The following is a 25580-nucleotide window of genomic DNA, read 5'->3' as shown; positions in this document are numbered from 1 at the left end:
TACAGGTTTTGACCTCGTTCTCGATTTTCTGTTCCCCGTCTTTGTTTTGTCTCAAATGGTATCACTACAGCGATCGCGATCGCCAATCTCGAGCGATCTATATCACAGTTTATCTGCTATCAAGATCGCGATTTTTCTTCATCTATCTCACAGTAGATGCAAAGAAAATCCCCGAAGATGAAAATTATAAGTTAACCAATGAGGATGACTATGTTACCGGCTTCCAAGACTGACAAAAATCTTGATAATGCCATACTCGAATTACTAGAGCGCCACACTGTAGAAGATATCGTCTATTGTCTCTACGGCTATGCAGACGTTCAAGCAGAGTTAGCCAAAATTCTCAATGAAACTCGTGCTGCTGCTAAATGGGAGCATCAAGCCGAGGCATTGCATATCGCTTGTGAAATCCTCGATGAAGCTGACGACGAGGAATTCGACTTTTTAATGTACTAATGGTAACTACTATTGAAATAAGCGCGAAAATATTGTGCGTACAACTTGCAACTGGGTGTTGCCCGACCGCCCTGCAAACGGACTAATCCCAGACTCTGCAACTTGAAGGCATCGATTAGGTCTAACTCTACTGGTTCGCCTGCCATCACGACTCTAGCAAAAGCTTCTGCTAGTCCTGACTGTTTGCTTTGAAGATTCCAGAGTTGTCGTTGCAAGCGATCGCTGTAAATACTGGTTGGGGAAGACAAGATTTGTTCTAGGGCAACTTCCTTACGCCCAAGATAATAGAGGGCTAGCCTCACGAGGTAGGGTTGCCCTCCCACCAACGCCATTAATTGCTCTACTTCTTGAGTTGACCAATTCAATCCATACCGTTTGGCTAAATCTAATACCTCTTCGGGCGTAAACTCTGGCAATTCAATCGGCAATCCTACGTTAAAGGGAGATTGATTGACATTGAGGGGAATATAAACTTCTGTCGAATGCACCACCACCAATCGCAGTTTTTTCCAAATTTCGCGATTTTTCGCCTCCTCATGCCAAGCCCTTAGCAGTCCGAAGAAATCGTCTGCCAATTCTGGGTACTGAAACAGCCAATCGATATTATCTAACCCCAGCACTAGGGGGCGATTGAGTTTGGCTAGCAAATATTGCTCGAAGTAAAGTTTACAGCTAATTTTACTGCCAAACAGTTCGTCCCAAAATTGAGACAGACAATTGGGCAGTTGCGCTCCCAGACTGACGTTAGCACAAAACCACTGTAAAAATCTATCTAAGTCTTGGAAAAGTCCTTTGTCAGCCAGCTGAAAGTTGATGGGAACGGTTTGGCATCTTTCTTTGCTTGCGTAATCCAAAATTCTCGACATCAGAGAAGTTTTGCCCATTTGTCTGGGCGCTTTGATGCGGATAAGCGCTCCCGGTTGTAAAATGGCTTTATAGCAGTTAAATTCAATAGGCGCTCGCTCGATATAAAAGGCTGAATCGAGGGGAACTTGCCCTTCTGGTAACTCTGGTTCGCGTTCTAGGGCGGTTGGTTCGACTAACTCGTTCTGGGGTTCGGGTCGGTAATAATCGTTGGCTTCCAAAATCAAATTAAATGCACTGAAACAAGCTTTCAATGTTTGCTTGTCTACCCCAGCTTCGCTAGCAAAAACCTTCATCAGCGTATCGACTGCCAATCCAGTTCGTTCGCTTAAGGCTTCGAGAGTATATCGATGACCGCAATTTTCTTTGTATTCTGCTTCAGTTTTGGCTTTTTGCAGTTTTTTTAGTCCCAGAGAAGTTAGGATTACTCCTCGCCTGCGTCTGCGTCTTCCTTGCTTGCCCTGCGCCATAACTCTCATCATCGTTTGGGAGGCTTTCTCCCTATCATTTAAATTCAAGTGCCTCCGGTCTTATTCCAGAAAATTATTGTTTGCTGAGCAATCGCTCCAAAGCTTAACCAATATAGTTGCAATTCAAAGTTAAAAATTTTCTTTGCATAATGCGTTTTTTTCGACTCGATGCTGTTAAGTTTCTCTTTTTAAAACTTGGATGCCATCGCTCAATCTTTTATAGATTATTCGTCGCGCCCAAACCATCGAAGTCAGATTTTTTTTGAGAGCCTAGATTTAGGCTAGTTAACGAAAATTTTGGCAACACACTTAATTGAAGTTTTTATAGTCTTGCGATCGCAAAAGAGCACGTATAAGAATTACATTTTTTGTCAAATGCTCTTACATTTCTTTGCTTTCATCAAGCTCATTGAAGCTTTATCTAATATTTAAATAATCATAACAAAATCTTTTTATTTTGGCAAAAAAGAAATCGTCAGAAATCTAAAATCAATGAATCGCAGACCGGGACTGAGTAAAGCTTAGTCCCTACAAAATCCATTGCTATCAAGAGAACTCCTAACCCAACACTATGTTAAAAAAGATTTTCAAGTTCAACTCAAAAATCACAACTTACTGAGACTTCTTATTACATGTTAAAAAATTAACTAGCAATTCCAATTCTTTTAAAATAATCCAGATTCAGAAAACGAGCATACACTTCCTCGATTTGCTGGGCAGACATCTGAGTTTGGCTACAGCTATCTCGATGGGATATAGCTTCTAGCCAAGCATTGAGATGGGGTAAGTTAAGGTTTTCGAGCTTAAAATTCTTAAAGCTAGCCAAAGCTACATTCATGCGCTGGAAAAAGGGAATAAAAGCGATGTCTGCTAGCGTCAGTGTGTCTCCCAAAAAGTAGGAACCTCCCCAGTTGCCGATCGCATTATCTAAAAAACGCAGTTCCTCTTCAAGCTGCGATCGCAATTGGTCATCTTTAGTCTCATCTTCCCTTCGTTTGTGGGAAAGATAGCTATAGCCCAGCTTGACAAATTTTGCATCGCAACGAGACATTAATATTCTAGCTCTGGCGCGATTGGCGGGAGTCGATGGCATTAAATCGCCGCCAAAAACTTCGCACAAATACTCGTTAACTACCAATGATTCGTAGACAACAGTTTCGCCGTGTTTGATAGTCGGCACGGTACCATTGGGGTTCAAGGCGCGAAACCAGTCGGTCTTATTGTCCTTACCCAATTCGATCTCGATGGGTTCGTATGCGATCCCCAACTCGATTAAAGCAATCCAACTGCGCTGAGCGTAAGGACAATTGCGATTAAAGTAAAAATGCAGGGTTTCAGGTGCTCGATCTAGAGAATTTGACATAGCCATTGCACTAGGTAGTAGAACGATCGACACTTTCTTTATCTTTTTTTATAGATATTCTCTTAAAATTTAATCTACCCAGTAACAAAAAGACCCGGAGTTCACGCCTATTACAAGCATCCCGTATTGCTGCTACCTTCCGGTCCTGACAAGGTTTGGGCGTTGTAATCGCATGAGTCCGAGTCAACTCCAGCATAACACATCTAATTATCTTTTTTCTGAGTTGGCTTAGGAAGAAAAGGGCGACCGACTGAAGGCTTATCTCCTTCAGGTGCTCTTCCTCTAGGAATTTCGCGATCGCCTGAAGAAAATTTCCGTTTGTCCGGGCGTTCGGGACGTTCGGAGCGAGATCTCCTCGGCTTTCTAGAAAAGGGTTTTTTCTTGCGGAACAGTTGACCCAAATCTTCAGCCTCTCGAACCATTAAGGTATCGGCTTGCAACCGGGCTTGGAAATCCCAAAAGTGACCTACCGCTCGTTCGCCGAGAGTTCCTTGGAGTTTTAATTTAAAAAATTTAGGTTTTTCAGATTCTCGCTTAGGAGACTGGCGAATCTTGACGATAATTGTTTCTTTTTCTTGAGAGTAATAAACTACCTCGCCGCGAACTGAAAAATAACCGCTCTCGGTCTTAGCAGAAATTTCTTCTGAAGATTGCTCCGAGGTTGGGAAGCGATCTTTACTAAGCGTTTCTGGCTCCCAAACGCCAACGATTTGAATGTGTAGATGATTATCTTTTTGTCGGGTGCGCGGATAGACAACCCACAGATGAGGTTGTTCGAGATCCAGATGATTTTTCACCAAACTGATAACGCGCCCTAGCAATACAGCTTCTATCTCGGTACCATCTAACGTTACCAGGGTTCCTCTGGTCATTTGTTCTTCCGAGCGTCGATACTGACCTCGAATCAAACCGATAGCTCGATATTGTCTGGGATGACTGGGAGGAGGAATAGGTTCTTGCCGCTCTGTCAGTGAAGGATCTTCGCTGGCAGGAACGGGAACGGAAGTTGGTTTCGATGATGGATAGAGGGGACGTTCGGATAGCTTAGAAACTTCTGGTGACGGCTTGCCAGAAGGACGGAAAGATTCGGAGGATCGATTCTCAGAGGAATTCATATCACACTCCTAGCGGCGGAGACATATTCTAGCGAGCAAAGGACGGGAACAAGCGGAACAAATGAAACGAGTTCCAATAACTCAGATGAATAATCGAACGCTCGATTACAATATTTTAGGCTTAACTCTAAGATCGATTATCTTAGAATCGGTACAGCCCCAAACCAGAATAGATGGCTGTCTGCTCATTGTACTCAATAACGAGCAATGAAAAAGATAAATCAGCAAATTTCACTAAACTAACTCCTATTTTCAAGATAAGCCCAAAAAACATGAAAATTTCTCAACCAAAGCGGACTCGCTGGGTATACATCGGTGTCATCTTGATGTTACTAGCTTTAATTTCGTTTTCAATCCTGCCTCTTGTCAGCAGCATCGCTCAAGAAGCGCGTGTTTTGAATGGTTCGTCTTCAAAATCCACTCAAGCCGAAAAAGCCTTAGAAACGAAGGCTTTAGGGTATCAGTTGGTATTGGAACGCGAGCCAGACAATCAAAATGCACTAGAAGGACTCCTGGAAGTGAGACTTCAACAAGGCGATCTCAAAAAAGCGATAGAGCCGCTAGAAAAATTAGCTCGGCTCAATCCTCAACAGACAGATTACACGATCTTGCTTGCTCAGGCAAAACAGCAGGTCGGCGATTATGAAGGAGCCATTGCTGCTTATCGCAATATTTTAGCCTCTCAGCCTACAGATATCCAGGCTTTAAAAGGAGTAACCGATCTCTTGCTGGCACAGAATCGCGGGGGGGAAGCCGTTTCTCTGGTGCAAAAAACTTTAGTTGAGGCAATTAAAGATCGAGCAGCTAAAACTGATTCTGTTGAAGCTGTTAATGTTACTTCGCTTCAGTTACTATTGGGAGAAATCTATATCGAGCAGGAGCGCTATTCTGAGGCGCTTGCTGTTTACGAGCAAGCGATAAAATCAAATGGGGAAGACTTCCGTCCCTTGCTAGCTAAGGCGTTAATCTTACAAAAACAAGGCAAGAACGCAGAAGCCGAACCGATCTTTGACAGAGCAGTTGCCTTGGCTCCCGTCCAGTACAAAGATCGAATTAAAAAGATGGCTCTAGGAGCATCGGATTCAGAGAAAAAAGCGCAGACAAATTAAAAGTCTTTTCTATTTTCTCCCGATGAACTCGGCGGAGCGGCATCGTCCGATACAACCTCGATATACTGATTCTCCATCAAGAAAGCTCCTCGCGCAAAACGAACGCCCCAATAGCCTCCCGGACGACGATCTATAACAGTGCCTTCTTCTCCGATTTCCAAGATATCGGAGGGACGCAGCATCGGCATAGGTTCTGCCGTCTTTAGATAAGGCGGTCGAGCAATCAATCGAACTTTACTGCCAACAGTAATGTCTTTCTCTGTCATGAGTTCTTAGTCATTGGTCATTTGTTCTTATATTAATTACTGTACGGGCGGGTTGAGATTATTGCTAAGCAAAGAACTCGATCGCGCTGACAATTAAACCTGCCCCTACTAATAACCGAACTAAGGAGCTTGCCAAATTTTATTGTGATATTGTTCTAGATTGGCATAGGGATCGGGAGTAGGGCTATCGTGGTGGTGATGGTGATGGTGGTCGTGTCCGTGACTGTGACTGTGGTTGAGCGCTGCTAGGCGAAACTTACACATTTCGCAGTTCATTTGGACTTGTCCCAGTTGGGTTTCAATTTCTCGTTCTCTGAGTAGTTGCAGCAGTTGGGTCTGAATTCCCATTTCTGGCAAGCACGCGATCGCAATGTCGGGATATTTTTCTTGCTGTTGGTTGGTAATATCAAAAATCTTTTTTACCAATGCCCCAGTAAACAAGAAATAGGGTAGCACGATAATTCGCTTCGGCTGGTATAGGCGAGCGCGGCGAAAACCCTCTTCCAAGCGGGGATGAGTAATCCCGATAAAACATGTTTCTACCGTTTGATAGCCGCTGCCTTCCCAGAGAACTCGCGCCATTTTATAAACATCCCCGTTAGCATCGGGATCGCTAGAACCTCGTCCTACAAACAGCAAAACCGTTTCCGAACGAGGAATATTTCTGGGGTTGCGTTCTGGTTCGTCCAGGAGCGCTAAACGCTTTTGCCACAGTTCTAAAATACTGGGAGTAATGCCAAAATGACGACCGTAGTAAAACTTAAGTTGGGGATGGCGCTGTCGTGCCCGATCTAATTCATTGGTAACGTCAAACTTATTGTGTCGCGCTGCAAATAAGAGAATTGGAAGGGCTGAAAGTTCTGTAAATCCCTTCTCTATGCAAAGATCGACTCCCTGTTGAATTGTTGGTTCGGTAAGCTCTAAGAAACAAGGCACCACAGGACGCGAAGGATCTAAATTTTGATAAGCTGAAACAAAATCCAGAAACGCTTGTCTTCCTTGCGGATCTCTCGTCCCGTGACCGATTGCGAGTAATGGACGAGCGATCGGTAAGGCTGGTAATTGAAGAGAAAAAGTATCTGAGTCAATCTGTGCCGTTGATGAATGAGAAGTTTCTAACAAATTTAATCCTTTTCCCGTGCGACGCAGGAAGTAGAGTGGACAAAGGAGCAGATAGGCATTCTGGCTTATAGAAATCAAAAAAACGCAGTTTTATTCAATTTCTAATCACAGTTGCGGCACAGCGCCAGGATCGCACTGGACTTTCCCCATACTACCCCAAACTCATTCATAATACTCGATCGTGCCTTGGCTTGGAATGCAGGGGAGGGGGAATTCGCCCATCAATTATCCATAACTTTTTTGAGTTGAGCTATCCACATATCTGGTGGATTCGAGTAGTAATCGATTTTCTCAACCCGATAGCAACAAGAATTGGTTCCCTTCGACAAAATCAACTCGTCGCCACATTCGATTCCTTTCCCAGATCCTGTCATGTAGCCCTCATTTTCTTCATCAATGGATTCAAAAATATAGTTTTCTCCCCAAACTAATTTCGTGTAATTATGGGTTTTGGGCTTGCGCTTCGCTCCCTGAGAAAATATTTTAATTTTTGGTTTACCAATAAAACAAGCAACAATAGGATTTTCTTGCATCGTCACAACTCTCTAACGAGCGGGAAACTTGGGTATGAGAAAAAAGGGTCGATCGCTCGTCAGCAGAATCGAGCAATAAAAAATTAGTCACTCGATGCGCGATCGCCCTGCTCTTAGTTTTCCCTTTTTTTCTTTGGAATTACATAACCAATGATAGAAATCAAGGAAATTTATCATGCAAGGTTTGGTTATTCCAGGCTAGCGGGAGTTGCTCAAAGTGTCATATGCAAAAAAAGCGCCAATAGCCAGCAAAACGCCGCTAAATCTCAGGAAAAGTTGGGAAAGCTACCGCTTTCATAGTTATATTAAATCCGGTTAGACAACCACAAAAAAGGAGTGCGGCCAACAAAAGTCGCGAGCTTCCAACTCGTACTATCTTATGGCTAATCAAACGGATTTGATATTACCGGGCAACGACTCTGAATTCTGTATTTTTAATGGCATCCTGGCATGACAAGTGAGTGCGTAAGTCCTATCGCTCTAACTACTCGCCTCGAACTTGCTTCATCGCCTCTGCTGTCTTAGCGCGATCTAACTTCAGCACCAAAACCGCTAAAGGCGGCAAACATAGATCGAGAGAATAGGGAAAATTATGAAACGTCCATTCATCCGTCCATTTACCGCCTAGATTGCCCATATTGCTCCCGCCGTACTTGCGAGCATCGCTATTAAATAGTTCGGTGTAGAATCCCGGTTCGGGAACGCCAATGCGGTAGTGACTGTGGGGTTGTGGCGTAAAATTACAAACCGTCACGACAAACTCGGTCGGATTTTTGGCGCGACGAATAAAGGAAACAACGCTATGGCGATTGTCGCTACAATCGATCCACTGAAATCCTTCTTGCTCGAAATCGCGAGTGTAGAGCGCGGGTTCGCTCTTGTACAGGGCGTTGAGGTCGGCAAAAAACTGTTTCAGCTTTTGATGGGGTTCGTATTGCAAAAGATTCCATTCGAGATCGCCCCAAACATTCCACTCGCTCCACTGACCGAATTCCATGCTCATGAACATGGTCTTTTTGCCGGGGTGGGCGAACATATAGGCAAACAAACAACGAACGTTAGCATATTTCTGCCATTCGTCTCCCGGCATTTTGCCTATCATATTACTTTTGCCGTGGACGATTTCATCGTGGGACAACGCTAGCATGAAATTTTCGCTGTGGTGATACCACATGCTGAAGGTGATATTATTCTGATGGAACTGGCGGAACCAGGGATCCATGCTAAAGTAATCGAGCATATCGTGCATCCAGCCCATGTTCCACTTGAGATTGAAACCCAACCCCCCCATATAGGCAGGCCAAGACACCATCGCCCATGCAGTTGACTCTTCTGCAATGGAAAGTACGCCTGGGAAGTATTGAAAGAGAACGGTATTTACCTGACGCAGGAATTCGACAGCTTCGAGATTTTCTCTACCCCCATATTCGTTGGGAAGCCATTCTCCGTCTTTACGGCAATAATCGAGATAGAGCATGGAAGCAACTGCATCGACTCGAATGCCGTCGATGTGATATTTGTCAAACCAGAAAAGAGCGTTGGCAACTAGGAAGTTGCGAACTTCGTTGCGACTATAGTTAAAGACTAAAGTTCCCCATTCTTTATGTTCTCCTTTGCGAGGATCGGCGTGTTCGTAAAGGTGAGTGCCGTCAAAGAATGCTAAGCCGTGTCCGTCTTTAGGAAAGTGTCCGGGTACCCAGTCTACAATCACCCCAATACCGTTTTCATGGCACTTATCGACGAAATACATAAAGTCTTCCGGAGTGCCGTAACGGGAGGTAGGAGCATAATACCCGGTTACTTGATAGCCCCAGGAACCGTCGAAAGGATGCTCGGCGATCGGCAATAATTCTATATGGGTATATCCCATCTCTTTGACATAGGGAATCAGCTTGTGGGCTAGTTCGTAGTAAGTGAGGAACCGCGCTTCCGTGTTCCATTCCGATACTGGTACGGGTTCTCCCTTTCTACCAAGCAAGTGGGGTTTTTCGCTAGCAGAAGCGTGCATCCAGGATCCTAAATGGACTTCATAGACGGAAATGGGTTGGGTGAGGGGATCGCTATGGCGGCGTTTTTCCATCCACTCGTCGTCGTTCCATTGGTAGGTGCTCAAATCGGTGACGATAGAAGCAGTTTTCGGCCTGACTTCTTGCTGGAAACCGTAGGGATCGGATTTTTCGTAGATATGTCCTTCCCAGTTTTTGACTTCGTATTTATAATTCGCACCAGCACCAATTCCAGGAATAAACAGTTCCCAAACAGTGTTGTTGTGTTTCCGCATTTGGTGAAGCCTGCCATCCCAGTTATTGAAATCGCCCAAGACAGACACGTTGCGAGCGTTGGGCGCCCAGAGGGCAAAATAAACGCCTTTGACTCCATCGATTTCGGTCAAATGAGCGCCTAATTTTTCGTAAATGCGATGGTGATTTCCTTCCGCAAACAGGTGTAGGTCGTAATCGGTCAGTTTTGGCGAATGAAAAGCATAGGGGTCGTAAATTACCCGTTCGCGTTCTCCTTCTCGAATCCGCAACTGATAGTTTTTTAGTTCTGGGAGTTCGATCGCGCATTCAAAAAAGTGAGGATGATGCACGGCTTGCATGGGATATTCCTGGCGTTCTATCGGACAAATGACCCATGCTGCTTGCGCTTTGGGTAAATAAGCTCTCACTATCCATTGTTTCGTTTTACCGTTATTGTTCTCTAAGGAGTGGCATCCCAATATTTCAAAAGGATCGTGATGCAGGTTGTTGACTATTTGACTGACCTGTTCGGGGGAAATCGTTGTTGACATTAAACTACTAATCTCTTATTTACAAACGGGAGTTTAAAAGCGGTTTGACTTTGTCTTCTCTTTAATTGTTAATTTTTTCTACAAATTGTAAATGACACTAGGCGTTTTGTGTCAACTTGATTTTTTTCAAAAGGGAAAGAGGATTGTAAAAAACTTACGGATGTTGAGCAGAAAGATTAACTGCTGTATTTGCGAGCTGAGTTGAGGAGGATAGGAACTTTTGGCTATTTGTGCCTCTAATTGGGCATATTCGGCAGCCGATAAAGGTTGACCGTCAAGGGGCGATCGCGCTTCGAGAATTATCTCCGTGCGCAATACTTCCTCTGGAATATCCTCTGGTGGCGGCAGCGCAACAGTTACTTGCATTCCCGTCGAAGCTAATCCTAAGCTAATGCCGATTCCGAAGGAAAGTAATTTTCGATACATCTATTATTGCTATTTTTGTCTCAGCTTCTAGCCGCGATTTTAATTATAAAGAAGATCGGTAAAATCTAGCCATTTCGGGTTTGACTCGCTTATTAAAAGTTACCCGACCCATGTTTGCGATCGCAAGGAGACTTGCTCGGCGATCGAATGTGCATTTCCAGTAAAAACTTTCACAATAAATACAACAGCGAAATAAAATGCGATATGAACCCTTCAACTAGCATCGGCAATTATTTAATCGAAAAACTTCTTGAATGCGGCGTTCGTCACGCTTTTGGAGTTCCCGGCGATTTCGTCTTGGGGTTTGACAAACTGCTCGAAGAGAGTGCGATCGAGTTTATCAACACCTGCGACGAGCAAGGAGCGGGGTTTGCCGCCGATGCCTATGCTCGCTTGCGGGGATTGGGAGTGGTTTGCATTACCTATTGCGTGGGAGGATTGAAAGTCACCAATACGACTGCTCAAGCTTTTGCTGAGAAATCTCCAGTTGTTGTCATTAGCGGAGCGCCTGGAAAGAACGAACGGATTAGAAATCCCCTGTTGCACCACAAGGTGCGCGAGTTCGATACGCAATACAAAGTTTTTCAAGAACTCACTATCGCTTCTACCGTTTTAGATAATCCTAACATCGCTTTCCAGGAGATCGATCGCGTAATCGCTGCGGCTTTGAAATACAAGCGCCCAGTCTATATCGAATTGCCTCGCGATATGGTATTCGTGACTGGAAATCCTAACTACCAAGCCGTCAAACAGCCAGAAGCCAGTCATGCCGAGGTTCTCAACGAAGCCCTCAATGAGGCAGTGACATTAATTAATAATGCTCGGCAACCCGTAATTCTTGCTGGCGTCGAAATGAATCGGTTTGGACTTCAGGAAGAACTGCTGCAATTGGTAGAAAAAACAAATATGCCCATCGCACAAACCCTACTCGGCAAATCGGTAATTAGCGAGTTACATCCCAACTATATCGGTTTGTACCAAGGGGCGATGGGACAGGAATACACTCGCGAATATGTCGAGTCTAGCGATTGCTTAATTATGCTGGGGACGTTTCTATCGGATATCAATTTGGGAATTTTTACTGCCGATCTCAATCCGAAACATTCTATCTACGTTACTAGCGAAAAAACTTCGATTCGTTGGCACAATTACGAAGAAATTCGCCTGCAAGATTTTGTCCGAGGTTTACTGGCAGCCGACATTCGTCGTCGAGAATCTATAGTGACAAATCCTCTCAAAATTCCTGCGAGCTTTTCTCCGATTAGTGGTCAACCGATAACTATCGCTCGCTTGTTTGGGCGATTAAACTCATTTATCGATAAAAACACGATCGCGATCGCAGATGTGGGCGATGCTTTATTTGCTGGCTTAGAATTGTTTATCCATGACAAATCTCGATTTGTCTCGCCAGCTTATTATGCCTCAGTGGGATTTGCCGTTCCTGCTAGCATCGGCGCTCAATTTGCCAATCCCAGCCTTCGTCCTTTAGTTTTGGTGGGAGACGGTGCGTTCCAAATGACGGGGATAGAGTTGTCTACCGTGGTTCGTTACGGTCTCAATCCCATCGTTATCGTTCTCAACAATAAAGGTTACGCAACCGAGCGTCCGATGCGCGATGGTGCTTTTAATGATATATTAAATTGGCGATATAGCCGCATTACAGAGTTATTGGGTGCGGGTTTGGGGTTTGAAGTTAATACCGAAGATGAATTGGAAGCTGCACTGATGCAAAGTCAGGCTTATTCTGAAGGTTTTTGCATTCTCGACGTACATTTAGATCCCCAAGATACTTCGCCTGCTCTCAAGCGATTATCTAGCGCCTTGGGCGAACGAATTGGATCTCAATAACCTGTATTCGGAATGAATCAATACTAACTAGAGAATTATCTCTCGTTAAAACATTACTGAAAGTAGGAGGCACGATCGCACTTCGTTTCACTAAAAATCTAGTTGCTATGATGGAAAAAGATAAATTTTGTATCATAGACAACTTCAGCGCTGGCTTAGCTGAAGTTTTGACTTTCACCGATGACCGATATTGGACTAACCCACATCGCCTTGTCTGTAAGTAATGTAGAACGCAGCCTCGCTTTCTACTCAAAGTATGCTGGCATGAGTGTTGTCCACCGTCGTATCGATCGAACCGACACAACATCGACTGAAGTCGTCTGGATTTCAGATCGGACAAGACCTTTTGTTGTCGTTCTCATCCAAATGCCAAAGGTAGACCCCATTCTATCTCCGATCGCCCATTTAGGAGTAGGTTGCCGGAGTCGAGAAGAGGTCGATCGCCTTTGCCACGAGGCAAGAGCCGAAGGTATTTTATTGGAGGGGCCATGCGATTCGGGGTATCCGGTTGGATATTGGGCTTTCTTGAGCGATCCCGACGGACATACGCTCGAACTCTCTTATGGTCAGGAGGTTGCCCTTACGGTGGCAATGGTGGGTTAGTCGAGTGCAAGGTACTCCGCCGTGAAACGGCGGAGTACCTTGCACTTCGTCAATGTTAATTAATGTTAATTTATAAAGAGACGGAATTTTTTCCGGGCTAGCGCTGCAATCGTCGGTGCTGCCTGGTTATGGCGTTATCTACCTTGGAGATCGAGCCTTATGGCAGTTTCAAAAAACAATGAATTCGAGATTACTAAAACAGAAGCACAATGGCGCGAAATTCTAACCCCAGAACAGTTTCAAGTGTTGCGAAAACACGGAACCGAACGCGCTGGTACTAGCCCTCTCGACAAACAATATGCACCGGGGACATACGTCTGTGCTGGGTGCGGATTGCCTTTATTTTCATCCGAAACCAAGTACAATAGCGGAACTGGATGGCCTAGCTTCTATGCCCCTCTTGAAAATGCGATCGCTACCTCGGTAGATAGATCCCTTTTTATGGTTAGAACCGAGGTTCATTGCCGTCGCTGTGGCGGACATCTCGGTCACGTGTTTAACGATGGTCCAGCACCAACCGGACAGCGGTATTGTATGAATGGAGTAGCGCTCAAGTTTATTCCAGAGCAATCTTGAGCCTTTCGATCGGGATAAAAAGAGAGGGGAGAGTGAGAAGTTTGGGAGATGTTGGCGGGAAAAAGGGTTATTTGTAGCAGGAATTTCTAAAAACGATATTGGTAGTCAGTAGTTTGTCTTCTTCCTTGTCCCCCTGTCTCCCCATCTCCCAGTTTTCCCGTTTCCCTTCAGCGCGATCCAACCCCTCTAAATAGCCTCTAAGTCGTTACGACGACAGACCATTTAGCCGTCTGAGGCACATTTTTCAGAGTTATTTCTAATCTATTTCCTACCCATTGACGAGACGCGATCGCAACACCTTGAGCCTCAACTCGATAGACTTTTTTCAGTCCGATCCAGCGAATCTGAAAGTCGCGTTCCGAAGGCATTCCTCTGTAGCTGCCTCGAACTGGATCGCAACTCAAGCGATGATAATCTCCCTCGGAGTCTAGCCTAAAAAGGCGCTGGCTGCCTCCTTTGGTACGGTAGTCTAGGCTTTCTCCATCGTCTTCATAGAAATCTAACTCTCCCGACGCGCCTACATAAACCTCTAAAATCAGGAGATTGGGAGGCGCGTTGCCAACTCGAAGCGAAACGGGTTGAAGCGGCAGAATAGATCCAGATTTAACAAAGACTGGCACGCGCTCGATGGGAACAAAAAGATTTAAATACTGAGAACCCGAATAGGGCGTTCCCGTTTCCCGCTCCCACCAATTGCCTGCCGGAAGATAAACAGAGCGATCGCCCCCAGATTCGACCACTGGTGCGACTAAAACGAAATCCCCTAGCATATATTGCGTCAGTACTTGGTAAGCTTCTTCATCCTCTGGATAGTTCAAGTAGAGGGGACGGCACAAAGGAAGACCGGTTTGATGGGCGATATAGCTGAGGTGATAGAAGTAGGGAACGAATTGAACGTGGCTGTGAAAGGCTCGACGGATAGCTTCGAGAACTTTGCGTCCGTAAGCCCAAGGCTCTCGCCGCCCGTGGTCTGAATGCAATCGCACTATCGGAGTCCAGCAGCCAAATTGTACCCAGCGCACGAACAATTCTGGGTCGATGTAGGGAACGCCTAAAATCTGATTAAAAAATCCGCCTAAATCGTGCGACCAGTAAGCAACTCCCACATTACCCGATCGCACGGTAAACTCGACGAGAAACTCAAGTACTTCCCAGTGGGAATAAGTATCGGCAGAAAACTGAATGGGATAGCGATGGGAACCGATGCCGCCAGCGCGAGAGAGGATCATCGCGCGGCGATCGCGCTGACTTTCTAAGTGAGTATAGTAAACGTGGTTCGTCCATAGTTGGGCATTAACGCCCGCATGGGTGGCATTGGAGCCATCAATCCACCAAAAATCGATGCCATCTTCCTCGCGCGGACGGTGAAGCTGCTCCATAAAGGGACGAGCCTCTGACTGTCGAGCGAGATCGAACAAAAGCCAGCCTTCCTCTAATTCGTCTTGCGTAGGTTTGTATGAGCCGATGCCATCGGCATGCCATGGCTCAAAAATCCAATCAGCCGTGGGATTTTTTATGGCAAAGACTCGCCCTGCCTTAACGGCTTCTGGATCGAGTCCTCGCGATCGACAGAGATCCGAGAAATGGCTGTCGGATGGCGGCAAGCCTTCGAGATGAACGTTAGCGCCGACGTGCAGTCCGAGTTGATGCACCCATTGCAGGAACTGAGGGGGATTGGGTAACAAGTCTTGATTCCAATCCCAACCGCACCAGCCCCAAAGATGCCAATCTACATCGAGAATTAGTACGTCTAGGGGAAGCTTTAATTCTTCAAATTGCTCTAGCAGTTGGCGATAATCTTCTTCGCTCAGCTCGTCGTAGAGAGAGAACCAGATGCCAAACGCCCAGCGTGGCAACATGGGAATTCGCCCGCACAATCCCACGAAATCCGCTAGAGCGTAATTGTAATCGAGTCCATAGGCGAAAAAATACCAATCTTGAGTGTTAAAGCGATCGCGATCGCTTACCCATCCATCAACGATTGGAGCGCTGGCAGAGTCGTTGAGAACGCTGTAGCCGCTGCGGCTGAGCAATCCGGGCGGGAAATGATGCCACTGTTGGAGATGTTCTCGATCTTGGGGAGTTAAGTCTGACTGGCGAAAGCGCTCCAAATACCACAGGGGCGGCTCTTCAAAGTGGGTTGTCTGTCCTCGCTCTCGCAGATGCCGATGAATCGATTTGAGAGGCCTGTAGAGCCACTGTTGGGCATGGGGATAGCTCAATCCCACCGAAGCTGGATGAATGCCTTTAGGAAGCCAATTGCGATGGATGAGATCGAGGCTGGTAAAAGTGCCGCCTAAGTTCTGGAAATCAATGGTAGAAGGATGCCAAGTACCGCAGCGATCGCCGCACTGCCAGGTAATCTTTAAATTAACATCATTAAAAGGTACACAATTTGGTTGATAGGCAATATGAATCAGTTCGGTTTTCAGGTGTAAAATTCCTTCCGAATCGGTGGAAATTTCCTGAAAAGGGATCGGTTCGGATCGAGCGATCGCTTGAACGGTGGGGCGATTTTCAAATTTTCCTTCAGCCGACCATTCCAAGCGAACTAACCCTTGGCTCAAAGCACTAAAACGCGCCGTTCCACAAATCACGCAATTACTCTCTTTCTGATAGTCCAAGCGATCGCTCTCCTGGAATTATTCTTTGATTTCCTGTTCTATTATTCCTTGTATGCCAAAAAATTCTGCGAATAATTCAAAAGAGTCCGCTTAAGTGGACTTTGCCTATGAGCCTTCCCTATATTTTTTAAGTTTTAGTTTTCAATATTTCCTATTCCCTCATTTTCTTTTTCTTCATTGTTGTCATTCTCTTGTTGCTCCTGAAGTTTTTGCTGTTGCAATCGCAATAAAGATTGGGCTTGTGCTTTTCCTTCTTGTGCTTGTCGATAATCGGGTTGGTAGCGCAAAGCGCGATCGTAGGCATTAACTGCCTCATCGTATCGCTTGAGTAGAAGTAGGGCATTGCCTTGGCTATTCCAGGCTTGATAGTAGTCTCTTTCGATCGCAACGGTTTGCTTGTAAGCAGCGATCGCCCCTTCGTAATTGCCTAAGTTATATAAAACATTGCCTTTGTTGTACCATGCTTGGTAATCGCTCGGTCGCAAGCGAATGACAGTATCGTAAGCTGAAATAGCTTCTTCATAACGCTTGAGTTGATGTAACATCCAGCCTTTTTGATACCAAGCTTGAGCATAATTCGATTTAACTTGAGTGGCTTGAGAATAAGCTGCGATCGCCTCTTCGTTGCGTCCCAATTTACTTAAAGCAATTCCTTGACTGTACCAGGCTTGATGCAGTTTGGGTTGAAACTGTACTGCTTTTGCATATGCCTCAACCGCCTTTTCATATTCTTCTAAATTCATCAACACATTGCCTTTCTGATACCAAGCCGATGATAAATCCGGCTTAATGTCTACTGCCTTATCGTAAGATTTTATCGCTTTTTCATACTCTCGTAAATTTTGCCACGCCCAACCTTGTTGATACCAAGCTAATGAATTTTCGGGTTGCATTTTTAGCAGGCGATCGTAGGATGCTATCGCTTCTGAATATTGATTTAACTCCATCTGGACTTGAGCGAGTCCCAGCCAAGCTTCTGCCAGATTAGGTTTAATTTTAATAACCTTTTTATAAGTCTCGATCGCTTCTTGATTTTTTCCTAATTTATCGAGTACTTGAGCGCGACCTAAGCGAGGTTGCCAACGATTGGGCTGAATTTGAATTGCTTTTTCGTAAGCGATCAGAGATTCTTTATAGCGTTTTTGAGCTTGAAAAACATCGCCTTTTCCTTGCCAAGCTTCTCCATATTCTGGGCGAATTTTTAAAGCTTGTTCATAGGCAGCTAAAGCGCGATCGTAATCTTTCAGTTCATACAATATATTGCCTTGCCGATATAAATCCGTGGCATTATTAGCAGCGAGAAAATGATTAATGCCAACAAAGATAGCTGCCCCTACTCCCACAATTCCCATAAAAATCGTTCCTTTGGCTAACCATCCCCTTATTCTTGTTAAGTCAATTTGAAAATTAGAGAAAGATTTATTGTTGCCAACGACAAGTGTTTTTCCTCCAACAGTTTTATTACTAGAAACAGCAATCATTTTCCCGCCAATGGTTTTGCTATTAGAAGCCCTCAATTTTCTAACAGCTTCCAATGCTTCTGTTGCCGAGGTATAACGATCGCGAAAATCATAGCGAACCATCATATCTAAAACATAAGTCAATCCAGGATTAACTTTAATTAAACTGTGCCAGTTAATTTCTCCTGTCTGGGAATTGCTAGGAATTTGTTCGGGCAAGCAACCTATCAGCGCTTGAATTCCAATGATTCCTACTGCATAGATATCACTACTCAATTTAGGATAACCCATCGCTTGCTCGCTAGGAAAATAGCCGGGAGTTCCAATCGGAACTGTATAATTTTTTTCACTCGCTTGTACCATTTGAGTGGTAATTTGCTTGACCGCACCAAAATCAATTAAAACTAATTTTCCATCCTCTTTGCGTCGGATAAGATTATAAGGATTGACATCGCGATGGATAACATTTTGTTGGTGAACGAAAGCTAAAATTTCTAAAATTTCATATAAGAGATCGATGACGCTCTCTTCGCTTATTCTCTGCTTAGAATGTAATTCTCGATCGAGATTTTCTCCTTCAATATATTCCTGAACCAGATAAAATTCTTGATTTTCTTCAAAATAAGCAAATAACTGGGGAATTTGGGGATGGATACCAAGTTTATATAAAATTTGCGCTTCCGTGTCGAATAAACGTCTGGCAACTTGTAACGAATTAGGGTCGGTTGCTGAAGGTTGCAACTGCTTGACGACGCACTTGGGTTGACCGGGTAAGTATAAATCCTTGGCTAAAAGCGTCCTACCAAATCCTCCTTGTCCTAGCTGAGAAAGAATTTGGTAGCGTCCGCTTAATTTTTGACCGGGTGCTACGTTTGTAGAGCGAAAACTGTTCATATATCCTTCACATTCCCCACAGAGCGATCGATCCGATCGTAGCTTTTCGTCTCTAAAATTCGGAAGAGATGCTAGATTTTCCGAAAATTGATACGACGTTCACAATCTTTAGCTGGTAGGGATTTATATTACCATTACCAGAAAAGAAGTCATCGCCAAACATGTCGCCACAGCAAAGGAATCGCTTGGTTGTTGTGCCGATTATCTCGCGCACGATTGATATTTTAGTGCTAGCTGGTGTTTTGTCCGTTGCCATTTTAAGATTTAATCGATCGATTAGCTTTTTGTCACCGAAAGTGTAGAACGGATAGGCATGTGCAATCTTTACCTTTAATTTTGCTTGTTTTTATCTTTACGAGAAATAAACAGTCTTCGCGCTATTATTTTCAGAACCACTCTGTTCATCAGCAAACTCGGACATTTGAGTAATGCTAGAAAATCGGAGAATTTTATGCAATCTACCTCGATGTTCTGTCTAAATCCAGATTATTTAGACGATTTAGTCACTAAATATCGGGAAGTTTACGCGCAAGCTCAGCCCTTTCCCCATGTCATTATCGATCGATTTCTTCCTGAAACTGTCTTGAACGGGATTCTTAATGAATTTCCCAAACCGGGCGCAATTAATTGGAAAAAATTTGAGAACGTTGCCGAAAAAAAACTGGCTTCTACTTCCGAGCTACAAATGGGAGAAATTACCCGTTTGCTCATGTATCAATTGAATTCTTCGATCTTTGTCAGTTTTTTGGAAAAACTCACGGGAATTGAAGGACTTATTCCCGATCCCCACTTTGTTGGCGGAGGACTCCACCAAATTGAAAAAGGCGGTTACTTGAAGATCCATGCAGACTTTAATCGCCACGATCGATTGCTTTTGGATCGTCGCTTAAATCTCCTGCTCTATCTCAATAAAGACTGGCAAGAGGAATATGGCGGACACCTAGAGTTGTGGGATCCCGAGATGATTAGATGCCAGAAAAAAATTCTGCCAGTTTTTAATCGCTGCGTCATCTTCAATACAACCGATTTTTCCTATCACGGACATCCCGAACCGTTAAATTGTCCTGAAGGAAGAACGAGAAAATCTTTGGCACTCTATTATTACAGTAACGGGCGACCTGCCAAAGAAGTCTCTGGGCAGCATTCAACCTTATTTCAAGCCAGACCGGAAGAAGATTTAACCGAAAAATCTTCTTCTTCCTCCTCGGTAAAAGCGTTTCTGAAAAAGCTAGTTCCTCCCATCATCCTTGAAGCCAAGCGATCCTTAAGCAATAATAAAAGGTTTAAGTCAAACTAAAAGTTAGTTTATTGTTTTACCGGGCAAGCCGATGTCTCCTCAAGCCCAATTAGTAATGATCCTTTGGTTGCCGATCGTTCTGTTTTTTTTCGTCCGTTTTCCACCTCGGACGGCAATTATAGTCAGTTTTATCGGCGGCTTGCTCTTTTTACCCCAAAAAGCCGGTTTTAAATTGCCGCTCATTCCCGATTATCAGGGAGCGCTAGCAACTTGCTATGCTATCTTGCTGGGAATTTTTTTGTTTGATTTCGGGCGCTTGCGAGCCTTTAAGCCAGCCTGGGTCGATTTGCCAATGCTACTATGGTGTATTTGCCCGGCTTTTTCATCGCTGTTAAATGGTTTGGGCGCTTACGATGCCGTTAACGAAACCCTTGGGCGTTCGGCGGCTTGGGGATTGCCCTATTTCATCGGTCGTCTCTATTTGGGCAATTTGGCTGGATTGAAGGAGTTGGCTATCAACATCGTTAAAGGCGGACTCCTTTATGTGCCGCTGTGCCTGTATGAAATTCGCATGAGTCCCCAGCTCCACAATACGATCTATGGCTACTACGCTCATGGTTCGGGAGTTTCTCAAGCTATACGCCAAGGGGGATGGAGACCTATGGTGTTCATGGAGCACGGACTCGTCGTCGCTCTGTGGATGATGACAGTAACCTTGATAGCAATTTGGTTGTGGAAAGCCGAACAGCCGAAGACTATCTGGGAGATTCCATTACACTATGCGGTAATTGCATTCATTGCGACATTTGTTTTGCTCAAATCGTCAGGAGCCTTGTTATTCCTTATGTTCGGAATGACGGTGCTGTTTGTTGCTAAATGGGGTCGCACGAACTTGCCACTGTTGTTTTTGATTTTGGGGATCTGTTTTTACCTCTATCTGGCAGTTAGCGGAAGCTTTGATGGAGACAGGATCGTCTCTTTGGCATCCCAACTCTTTAGCCCAGAACGTGCTCAGTCCTTGCAATTCAGATTTGATAACGAAGAACTCTTGAGAGCGAAGGCAATGGAAAGAATGGTTTTCGGCTGGGGAGGATGGGGTCGCAGTCGGGTTCTGGAGGAGAACTGGGAAGGAGACATGGTAGATATCTCCGTTACGGATAGTTTATGGATTATTGCCTTTGGGGTGAACGGACTAGTTGGCTTGGTGAGTTTAACCGCTTCGATGCTCGTCCCAGTTATCTGTTTTGGCTGGTTTGGCTATCCGGTAAAAACTTGGTTTAATCCCAAAGTCGCCCCCGCCGCAGCCTTGGGAGTCGCTTTAGTTTTATATATGGTAAATTGTCTGATTAATGGTCATTTTCTGCCGATATATCCAATGATTAGCGGAGGACTATCGGGATTGGCATTGAGTAAAAAAGACAAGTCCGTGGCATCAGGCAGCCGCGCGAGCCATCGCAATCGCACGCTCAAAACGAAGCGTTCTCTAGCTCGACTAAGAGAGTTTTAGAATGGAAGTCTTTTTGCTACAAGCGTGTTAAATTTAAACCCAATGTTATTAAAATAGTCGATTTCAAGCGATTCTCAAAAATTTCCTCTCAAATCTATTCTCTCAAATCTAAAGTACCTTGATGCGTCTTGCCATAATTATCATTAACTATCGTACTCCTAAGCTAGTCATCGACTGTTTGGCTTCTCTCCAAACTGAAATTGAAGTCGGTCGCGATGCAGTGGCGATTGTTGATAACGCCTCGGCTGACGACTCGATCGCGCAAATCGAAGGGTCAATTGCCGAGAACGGCTGGAGTCAATGGGTAAAAGTAATCGCTTCTCCAGTGAATGGGGGGTTTTCCGCCGGAAATAATTTGGGCATCGCAGCCTTGACAGCCGATGCTTATCTGTTATTGAATAGCGATACGATCGTGCGACCGGGCGCGATCGCCAAGCTTCTGGTTGCTAAAGATGACCATCCAGAAGCCGGCATTATCGGTCCTCGCCTGGAATGGCTCGACGGTACGCCCCAAAGAAGTTGCTTTCGCTATCATTCCCCAATCGGCGAATTTATCGATGCAGCGGCAACCGGACCGATTACCAAGCTGCTCGAAAAGTACGAGGTTTCTCTCCCCGTCGCCGACGCTCCCATCGAACCCGACTGGATCAGTTTTGCCTGCGTGTTAATTCGGCGCGAGGTTATCGAACGGGTTGGCTCGATGGATGAAGGGTATTTTATGTATTTCGACGATACCGACTATTGCCGCCGAGTTAGGAGGGCAGGATGGAAAATTCTTCACTACCCCTATGCTAGGGTCGTTCATTTGCGCGGGGGAAGTAGCTCGGTTAAATCGGCGATCGCAACTCGCAAGCGTCCTCCAGCCTACCTGTATGCTTCGCGATCGCGATACTACAGAAAATTTTATGGCGCGCCCGGATTGTGGATGGCTAACCTATTTTGGCTAGCCGGTCGCAGCGTTTCGCTGGTTCGCGAATTGGCAGGCAACAGACAGTCGCATATCAGCGAGCAAGCAGCTAGAGATATTTGGACGAACTGGCGCAACCCTTTGCAATCTTCATCCCTCTCTGTTAAGAAAAGTCAAATAGAAACCAATGAGCGGTAATAACTTGAGCAAGCCTCCTGACTTTATTATTATAGGCGCGATGAAATGTGCGACTAGCACGCTTCACGAACAACTAGCCTTACAACCGGGCATTTTTATGACCGAGTTGAAAGAACCTAATTTTTTTAGCGACGACGACCAGTATGCTAAAGGCATAGAATGGTATTTATCCCATTTCGAGTCAGCCCCAGTAGGCGCTCTGCGAGGGGAATCGAGTACTCACTACACTAAGCTACCAACCTATCCCAAAACTATCGAACGCATCAAGCAACATCGACCGGATGTCAAGCTGATTTATGTGATGCGCCACCCCATCGATCGCTTGGTATCTCAGTATATTCACGAGTGGACTCAACGGGTAATTTCCGTCGATATTAATCGGGCGATCGCGAAACATCCAGAACTCATCGAGTACAGCCGATATAGCAGACAACTCGAACCCTATTTTGAAGCTTTTGGTCGAGAGCGAGTCCTACCCGTATTTTTCGAGCGAGCGATTAAATTTCCCCAGCAAGAACTCGAACGAATTTGCCAGTTTATCGGTTACATGGGTCAACCCGTTTGGGACACTCAATTGAGCGCTCAGAACGTTTCTGTCGAACGTATGCGCAAGAGCAATTGGCGCGATTTTCTAGTCGAAGCGCCTCTGTTGAGCGATTTGCGAAAGCAGTTTGTGCCTAAAAGTTTTCGCAATCGGGTAAAAAGTTTATGGATGTTGAAAAAGAAGCCAGAACTGCAACCCGAACAAATAGAACGATTGCAAGCTATTTTTGATGAAGATTTGACCGTGCTGGGTTCTTGGTTAGGGCTAGAGCTGTCTTGCGATAACTTTAAAGCCGTAGCGCAAGCAAGTTCTTCCAATTGGGTTAACAACGCCAGCGCGAAATCTCTTCCTAAGGTTTAGAGCGCAGACATGTAGGGACGGTTCTCCACCATCCCTACTCCTGTCCTAACGCTTTATGTTGGCGCTGATGCTGCATTGATTAAAGATACCAAGGCATCATATTTGGGAGACCCCGGTTGATTGACGTGTTCTAGCGCTCCAAAAGTATTGAATTTGTTGGGAAGAGAGATATCGCTAAAGTGGGCTATTAAACCACCGCCTAACTCGTTCCATTTATCGTAATACTGTCGGTAGATTTCTCCTATTCGAGGATCTTGGTTAGCCTTAGCAAACAGGTTGGTAATCGCTGCATTATTTTCGACCCCTTGTATGCCTACGAGACTCTGACCGCTCTCAGCGCCGAGCAACTCTAACCCTTCTCGCCTTGTCAGAGCTGAGTAAGCTGCTATCCGATCGTAGGCTTGTTTGAGCGATCCTCCTTTATATCCGTTGCTGAGGACACCTCCTTGCGTAATTTCATCAAACAGCTTATTGAGTCCGCCATCTGGATCTTTCGTCCAACTTTCGACTTCACTTGCATTCTTACGAGTGCCCAGTTCGTATCCAATATAGGGAGCGATCGCGATCGCATCAACACCGTATTCTTTATTGGTCTGAGGATTGGATGCCCAGGCATATTCTAGGACTCTTTCAGCGGTTGCTATGTTGGCAGATTGCGCTCCAATTACGCCAACGACACGGTCTGGGTTATCCGCAAACACCCGCTCCCAAATTCCGAATACCTCAGTGGAACGTTTCCCGTACCAGTCCAATCTCAGATTAAAGTCGTTCTCGCCAGAATTTGGAAATTCCTGTTTTGCCTGCTCTAGGGCATATTGATGTTGAGCAAAGTCGGGATTCCAAACTTCATTGGAAAGTTCCACATAAACTTTGCGCCCCGGTTCGAGATTGTTTTCGACATACTGGGCAAAGTTAGCGATATACTCGTCGCTTGCCATGTGCGGCATGGTAAACCACGGATCGCTATCAATTCGGTTAGCCAGATCGACCATCGTTTCGACTGGCACGCCTTTGACGTCGTATTTTGCATCGTCTGGCGTTGGGCGATCGCTCCACGCCTTTTGCTCGGAATTATTGGTGTCCATCCAGTCCATAAACCGCAATGCGGCAAAGGGCTGGGTTTTTTCTAGAAAGGCTGGGTTAAAAGGTTCGGTTTGATAGGTATTTTCGGCATTGGCGGGAATCACCCGAATGTTACGGATATAATTGCCATTGTTATTGGGATCGGTAGCGGTAATTCTCAGAAAAATACCACTTTGAGAAGGGGTGACATCAATCACGTCTCTGCCCGGAGTGGAAGCAGCTTGATTTTTCTTGGCATCAAAGCCATATTCGAGAGTCCCTTCTCCATCATAAAGTACGATGTACTGCCCGCCGGGATAGAGATACTCTCCTTGGTTTCTAAAGAGTATAGTACCGACAGAATCGTATTGAGGTGCTGCTTCCGGCGCTGGTAGCGATCTAACCCAACCGTTTTCATCGAGATCCAAAAGCTCCGATTCCCCAGTATCAAAAGTTCGATCGTTCTGAGTTACCCAGGCTTTAGCGGATTTGAAAGCATTAATAAAAGGCTGTTGGGTCGAATAATAGGCAATCCCGCTCAAATTGGTGCCTATCTGTAGGGAGCCTGACTGGGCAGGGGCAACAGAAACAGTTACTGTCGCAGCATCTCGTCCCCCGCTACCGTCATCGACAGTGTATTGAAAACTGGCATCGCCAGTAAAACCCGCTGTAGGCGTGAAGACGACATTCCCCTCATTATCCAAAGCAACGCCGCCGTTGGTGGGATTGGTCACTTCCGCTATCTTCAAAGAGTCGCCATTGGGGTCGCTGTCATTTCTCAATAAATCTGTAGCTGGAATTGTTACTGGAGTATCGGGAAGGGTTGTACTCTGGTCGTCGTTGGCTGTAGGAGCGCCATCGCTTGGCGGGGTAGAAGTGCCATCGCTTGGTGGAGTGGGAGTGTTCCCGGAACTTCCATCAGTTGTCTGAGCGTTTGCCTCATTCTGTTCGCCTGAAGCTGTTTGTGCATTTGCCGTTTCTATCTTAGAAGTCTCGTTAGACGGCGAGTCTCTTAGCAGTTCGTCATCGGATACTTCGCCAGCAAGGGGAACTATGCCGCTTTCTGATAAGTCTGCTTCAAGAGTTCGACTCGGAATTCTTCTGCGAGTCAGAGAGTCAAGTTTGGTTTCTGCCATTAGCAATTCGCAAACAAAAAAGATAAGTTGTTACAGTTTCCTAGGGAAAATTTGTCGTCGCTATTATAGCCTTTTTCTAGAAATTTTCTTGGTATTTTTGCTTTTTAAA

21 protein-coding genes, 1 other RNA gene and 1 riboswitch are annotated in these 25580 nt (G+C 45.2%); of the genes, 10 read left to right on the top strand and 12 right to left on the bottom strand.

Annotation, left to right across the window (positions count from 1 at the left end):
- Positions 1 to 204 precede the first annotated feature (204 nt).
- Entirely contained in the window at positions 205 to 456 is a 252-nt protein-coding gene (locus PLE7327_RS12375; protein ID WP_254657967.1) for a hypothetical protein, read from the top strand.
- Here the strand turns inward: PLE7327_RS12375 and PLE7327_RS12370 are convergent.
- The 4 genes from PLE7327_RS12370 to PLE7327_RS12360 form a co-directional block, all read right to left on the bottom strand.
- Positions 453 to 1802 carry an AAA-like domain-containing protein gene (locus tag PLE7327_RS12370; protein WP_015144164.1) on the bottom strand — a complete coding sequence of 450 codons (1350 nt, stop codon included), beginning with the start codon at positions 1800 to 1802 and terminating at the stop codon, positions 453 to 455. The genes PLE7327_RS12375 and PLE7327_RS12370 overlap by 4 nt on opposite strands.
- Before the next feature lie 631 nt (positions 1803 to 2433).
- Entirely contained in the window at positions 2434 to 3153 is a 720-nt protein-coding gene (locus tag PLE7327_RS12365; protein ID WP_144266120.1) for a glutathione S-transferase family protein, read from the bottom strand.
- A gap of 88 nt (positions 3154 to 3241) precedes the next feature.
- Positions 3242 to 3338: signal recognition particle sRNA small type (gene ffs, locus PLE7327_RS22465), an RNA gene on the bottom strand.
- An 18-nt stretch (positions 3339 to 3356) separates the two neighbouring features.
- On the bottom strand, positions 3357 to 4268 hold the full coding sequence (locus PLE7327_RS12360; protein ID WP_015144162.1) for a hypothetical protein: 912 nt from the start codon (positions 4266 to 4268) through the stop codon (positions 3357 to 3359).
- A gap of 61 nt (positions 4269 to 4329) precedes the next feature.
- Between PLE7327_RS12360 and PLE7327_RS24865 the strand changes: the two genes are divergently transcribed.
- Together PLE7327_RS24865 and PLE7327_RS12355 are read left to right on the top strand one after the other, a co-directional pair.
- On the top strand, positions 4330 to 4479 hold the full coding sequence (locus PLE7327_RS24865; RefSeq protein WP_186005319.1) for a hypothetical protein: 150 nt from the start codon (positions 4330 to 4332) through the stop codon (positions 4477 to 4479).
- A 61-nt stretch (positions 4480 to 4540) separates the two neighbouring features.
- Positions 4541 to 5377 (top strand): lipopolysaccharide assembly protein LapB, encoded by an 837-nt coding sequence (locus PLE7327_RS12355; protein ID WP_015144160.1) that lies wholly within the window; start codon positions 4541 to 4543, stop codon positions 5375 to 5377.
- Here the strand turns inward: PLE7327_RS12355 and sipA are convergent.
- From sipA to PLE7327_RS12330, 5 genes are all read right to left on the bottom strand, one after another.
- Positions 5374 to 5643 (bottom strand): regulatory protein SipA, encoded by a 270-nt coding sequence (gene sipA / locus PLE7327_RS12350; RefSeq protein WP_015144159.1) that lies wholly within the window; start codon positions 5641 to 5643, stop codon positions 5374 to 5376. The two genes, PLE7327_RS12355 and sipA, sit on opposite strands and share 4 nt — an antisense overlap.
- Before the next feature lie 120 nt (positions 5644 to 5763).
- On the bottom strand, positions 5764 to 6765 hold the full coding sequence (locus PLE7327_RS12345) for a sirohydrochlorin chelatase (protein WP_041393229.1): 1002 nt from the start codon (positions 6763 to 6765) through the stop codon (positions 5764 to 5766).
- A 32-nt stretch (positions 6766 to 6797) separates the two neighbouring features.
- Positions 6798 to 6957: riboswitch (cobalamin riboswitch) on the bottom strand.
- 29 nt (positions 6958 to 6986) lie between these two features.
- The gene (locus PLE7327_RS12340; RefSeq protein WP_015144157.1) at positions 6987 to 7298 is read right to left on the bottom strand and encodes a hypothetical protein; all 312 of its coding nucleotides are present in this window, start codon (positions 7296 to 7298) and stop codon (positions 6987 to 6989) included.
- A gap of 484 nt (positions 7299 to 7782) precedes the next feature.
- Positions 7783 to 10089 (bottom strand): 1,4-alpha-glucan branching enzyme, encoded by a 2307-nt coding sequence (gene glgB, locus PLE7327_RS12335; RefSeq protein ID WP_015144156.1) that lies wholly within the window; start codon positions 10087 to 10089, stop codon positions 7783 to 7785.
- Between the two features lie 126 nt (positions 10090 to 10215).
- Positions 10216 to 10515 (bottom strand): hypothetical protein, encoded by a 300-nt coding sequence (locus tag PLE7327_RS12330; protein ID WP_015144155.1) that lies wholly within the window; start codon positions 10513 to 10515, stop codon positions 10216 to 10218.
- Between the two features lie 204 nt (positions 10516 to 10719).
- On the opposite strand from PLE7327_RS12330, the gene PLE7327_RS12325 reads away from it, so the two are divergent.
- From PLE7327_RS12325 to msrB, 3 genes are all read left to right on the top strand, one after another.
- Positions 10720 to 12363: an alpha-keto acid decarboxylase family protein gene (locus PLE7327_RS12325; RefSeq protein ID WP_015144154.1), complete on the top strand. Its 1644-nt coding sequence runs from the start codon at positions 10720 to 10722 to the stop codon at positions 12361 to 12363.
- A 180-nt stretch (positions 12364 to 12543) separates the two neighbouring features.
- Positions 12544 to 12966, top strand: coding sequence for a VOC family protein (locus tag PLE7327_RS12320; RefSeq protein WP_015144153.1), 423 nt, complete (start codon positions 12544 to 12546; stop codon positions 12964 to 12966).
- Positions 12967 to 13038: 72 nt separating this feature from the next.
- Positions 13039 to 13542, top strand: a complete 504-nt coding sequence (msrB, locus tag PLE7327_RS12315) for a peptide-methionine (R)-S-oxide reductase MsrB (RefSeq protein WP_071880607.1) — start codon at positions 13039 to 13041, stop codon at positions 13540 to 13542.
- Between the two features lie 197 nt (positions 13543 to 13739).
- Here msrB and PLE7327_RS12310 read toward each other — a convergent pair whose 3' ends face one another.
- A complete protein-coding gene (locus tag PLE7327_RS12310; protein ID WP_015144151.1) occupies positions 13740 to 16166 on the bottom strand; it encodes a TIM-barrel domain-containing protein in 2427 nt (808 codons plus the stop codon).
- 134 nt (positions 16167 to 16300) lie between these two features.
- On the bottom strand, positions 16301 to 18520 hold the full coding sequence (locus tag PLE7327_RS12305; protein WP_015144150.1) for a serine/threonine-protein kinase: 2220 nt from the start codon (positions 18518 to 18520) through the stop codon (positions 16301 to 16303).
- 451 nt (positions 18521 to 18971) lie between these two features.
- Here PLE7327_RS12305 and PLE7327_RS12295 point away from each other — a divergent pair, with 451 nt between their 5' ends.
- From PLE7327_RS12295 to PLE7327_RS12280, 4 genes are all read left to right on the top strand, one after another.
- The gene (locus PLE7327_RS12295) at positions 18972 to 19817 is read left to right on the top strand and encodes a 2OG-Fe(II) oxygenase (protein WP_015144149.1); all 846 of its coding nucleotides are present in this window, start codon (positions 18972 to 18974) and stop codon (positions 19815 to 19817) included.
- Between the two features lie 31 nt (positions 19818 to 19848).
- On the top strand, positions 19849 to 21264 hold the full coding sequence (locus PLE7327_RS12290; RefSeq protein WP_015144148.1) for a hypothetical protein: 1416 nt from the start codon (positions 19849 to 19851) through the stop codon (positions 21262 to 21264).
- Positions 21265 to 21385: 121 nt separating this feature from the next.
- Complete coding sequence (locus tag PLE7327_RS12285; RefSeq protein ID WP_015144147.1) at positions 21386 to 22369, top strand: glycosyltransferase family 2 protein; 984 nt, start codon at positions 21386 to 21388, stop codon at positions 22367 to 22369.
- Positions 22359 to 23273 (top strand): sulfotransferase domain-containing protein, encoded by a 915-nt coding sequence (locus PLE7327_RS12280; RefSeq protein WP_015144146.1) that lies wholly within the window; start codon positions 22359 to 22361, stop codon positions 23271 to 23273. Before PLE7327_RS12285 ends, PLE7327_RS12280 begins: the two co-directional genes overlap by 11 nt.
- 53 nt (positions 23274 to 23326) lie before the next feature.
- Here PLE7327_RS12280 and PLE7327_RS12275 read toward each other — a convergent pair whose 3' ends face one another.
- Positions 23327 to 25471, bottom strand: coding sequence for an Ig-like domain-containing protein (locus tag PLE7327_RS12275; protein WP_015144145.1), 2145 nt, complete (start codon positions 25469 to 25471; stop codon positions 23327 to 23329).
- Positions 25472 to 25580: the final 109 nt, after the last annotated feature.

The organism is Pleurocapsa sp. PCC 7327 (assembly GCF_000317025.1).
Classification (GTDB): Bacteria; Cyanobacteriota; Cyanobacteriia; order Cyanobacteriales; family Microcystaceae; genus Hydrococcus.
Note: the sequence above shows the minus strand (reverse complement) of the source record. Positions and strands in the feature narration are given on the sequence as shown.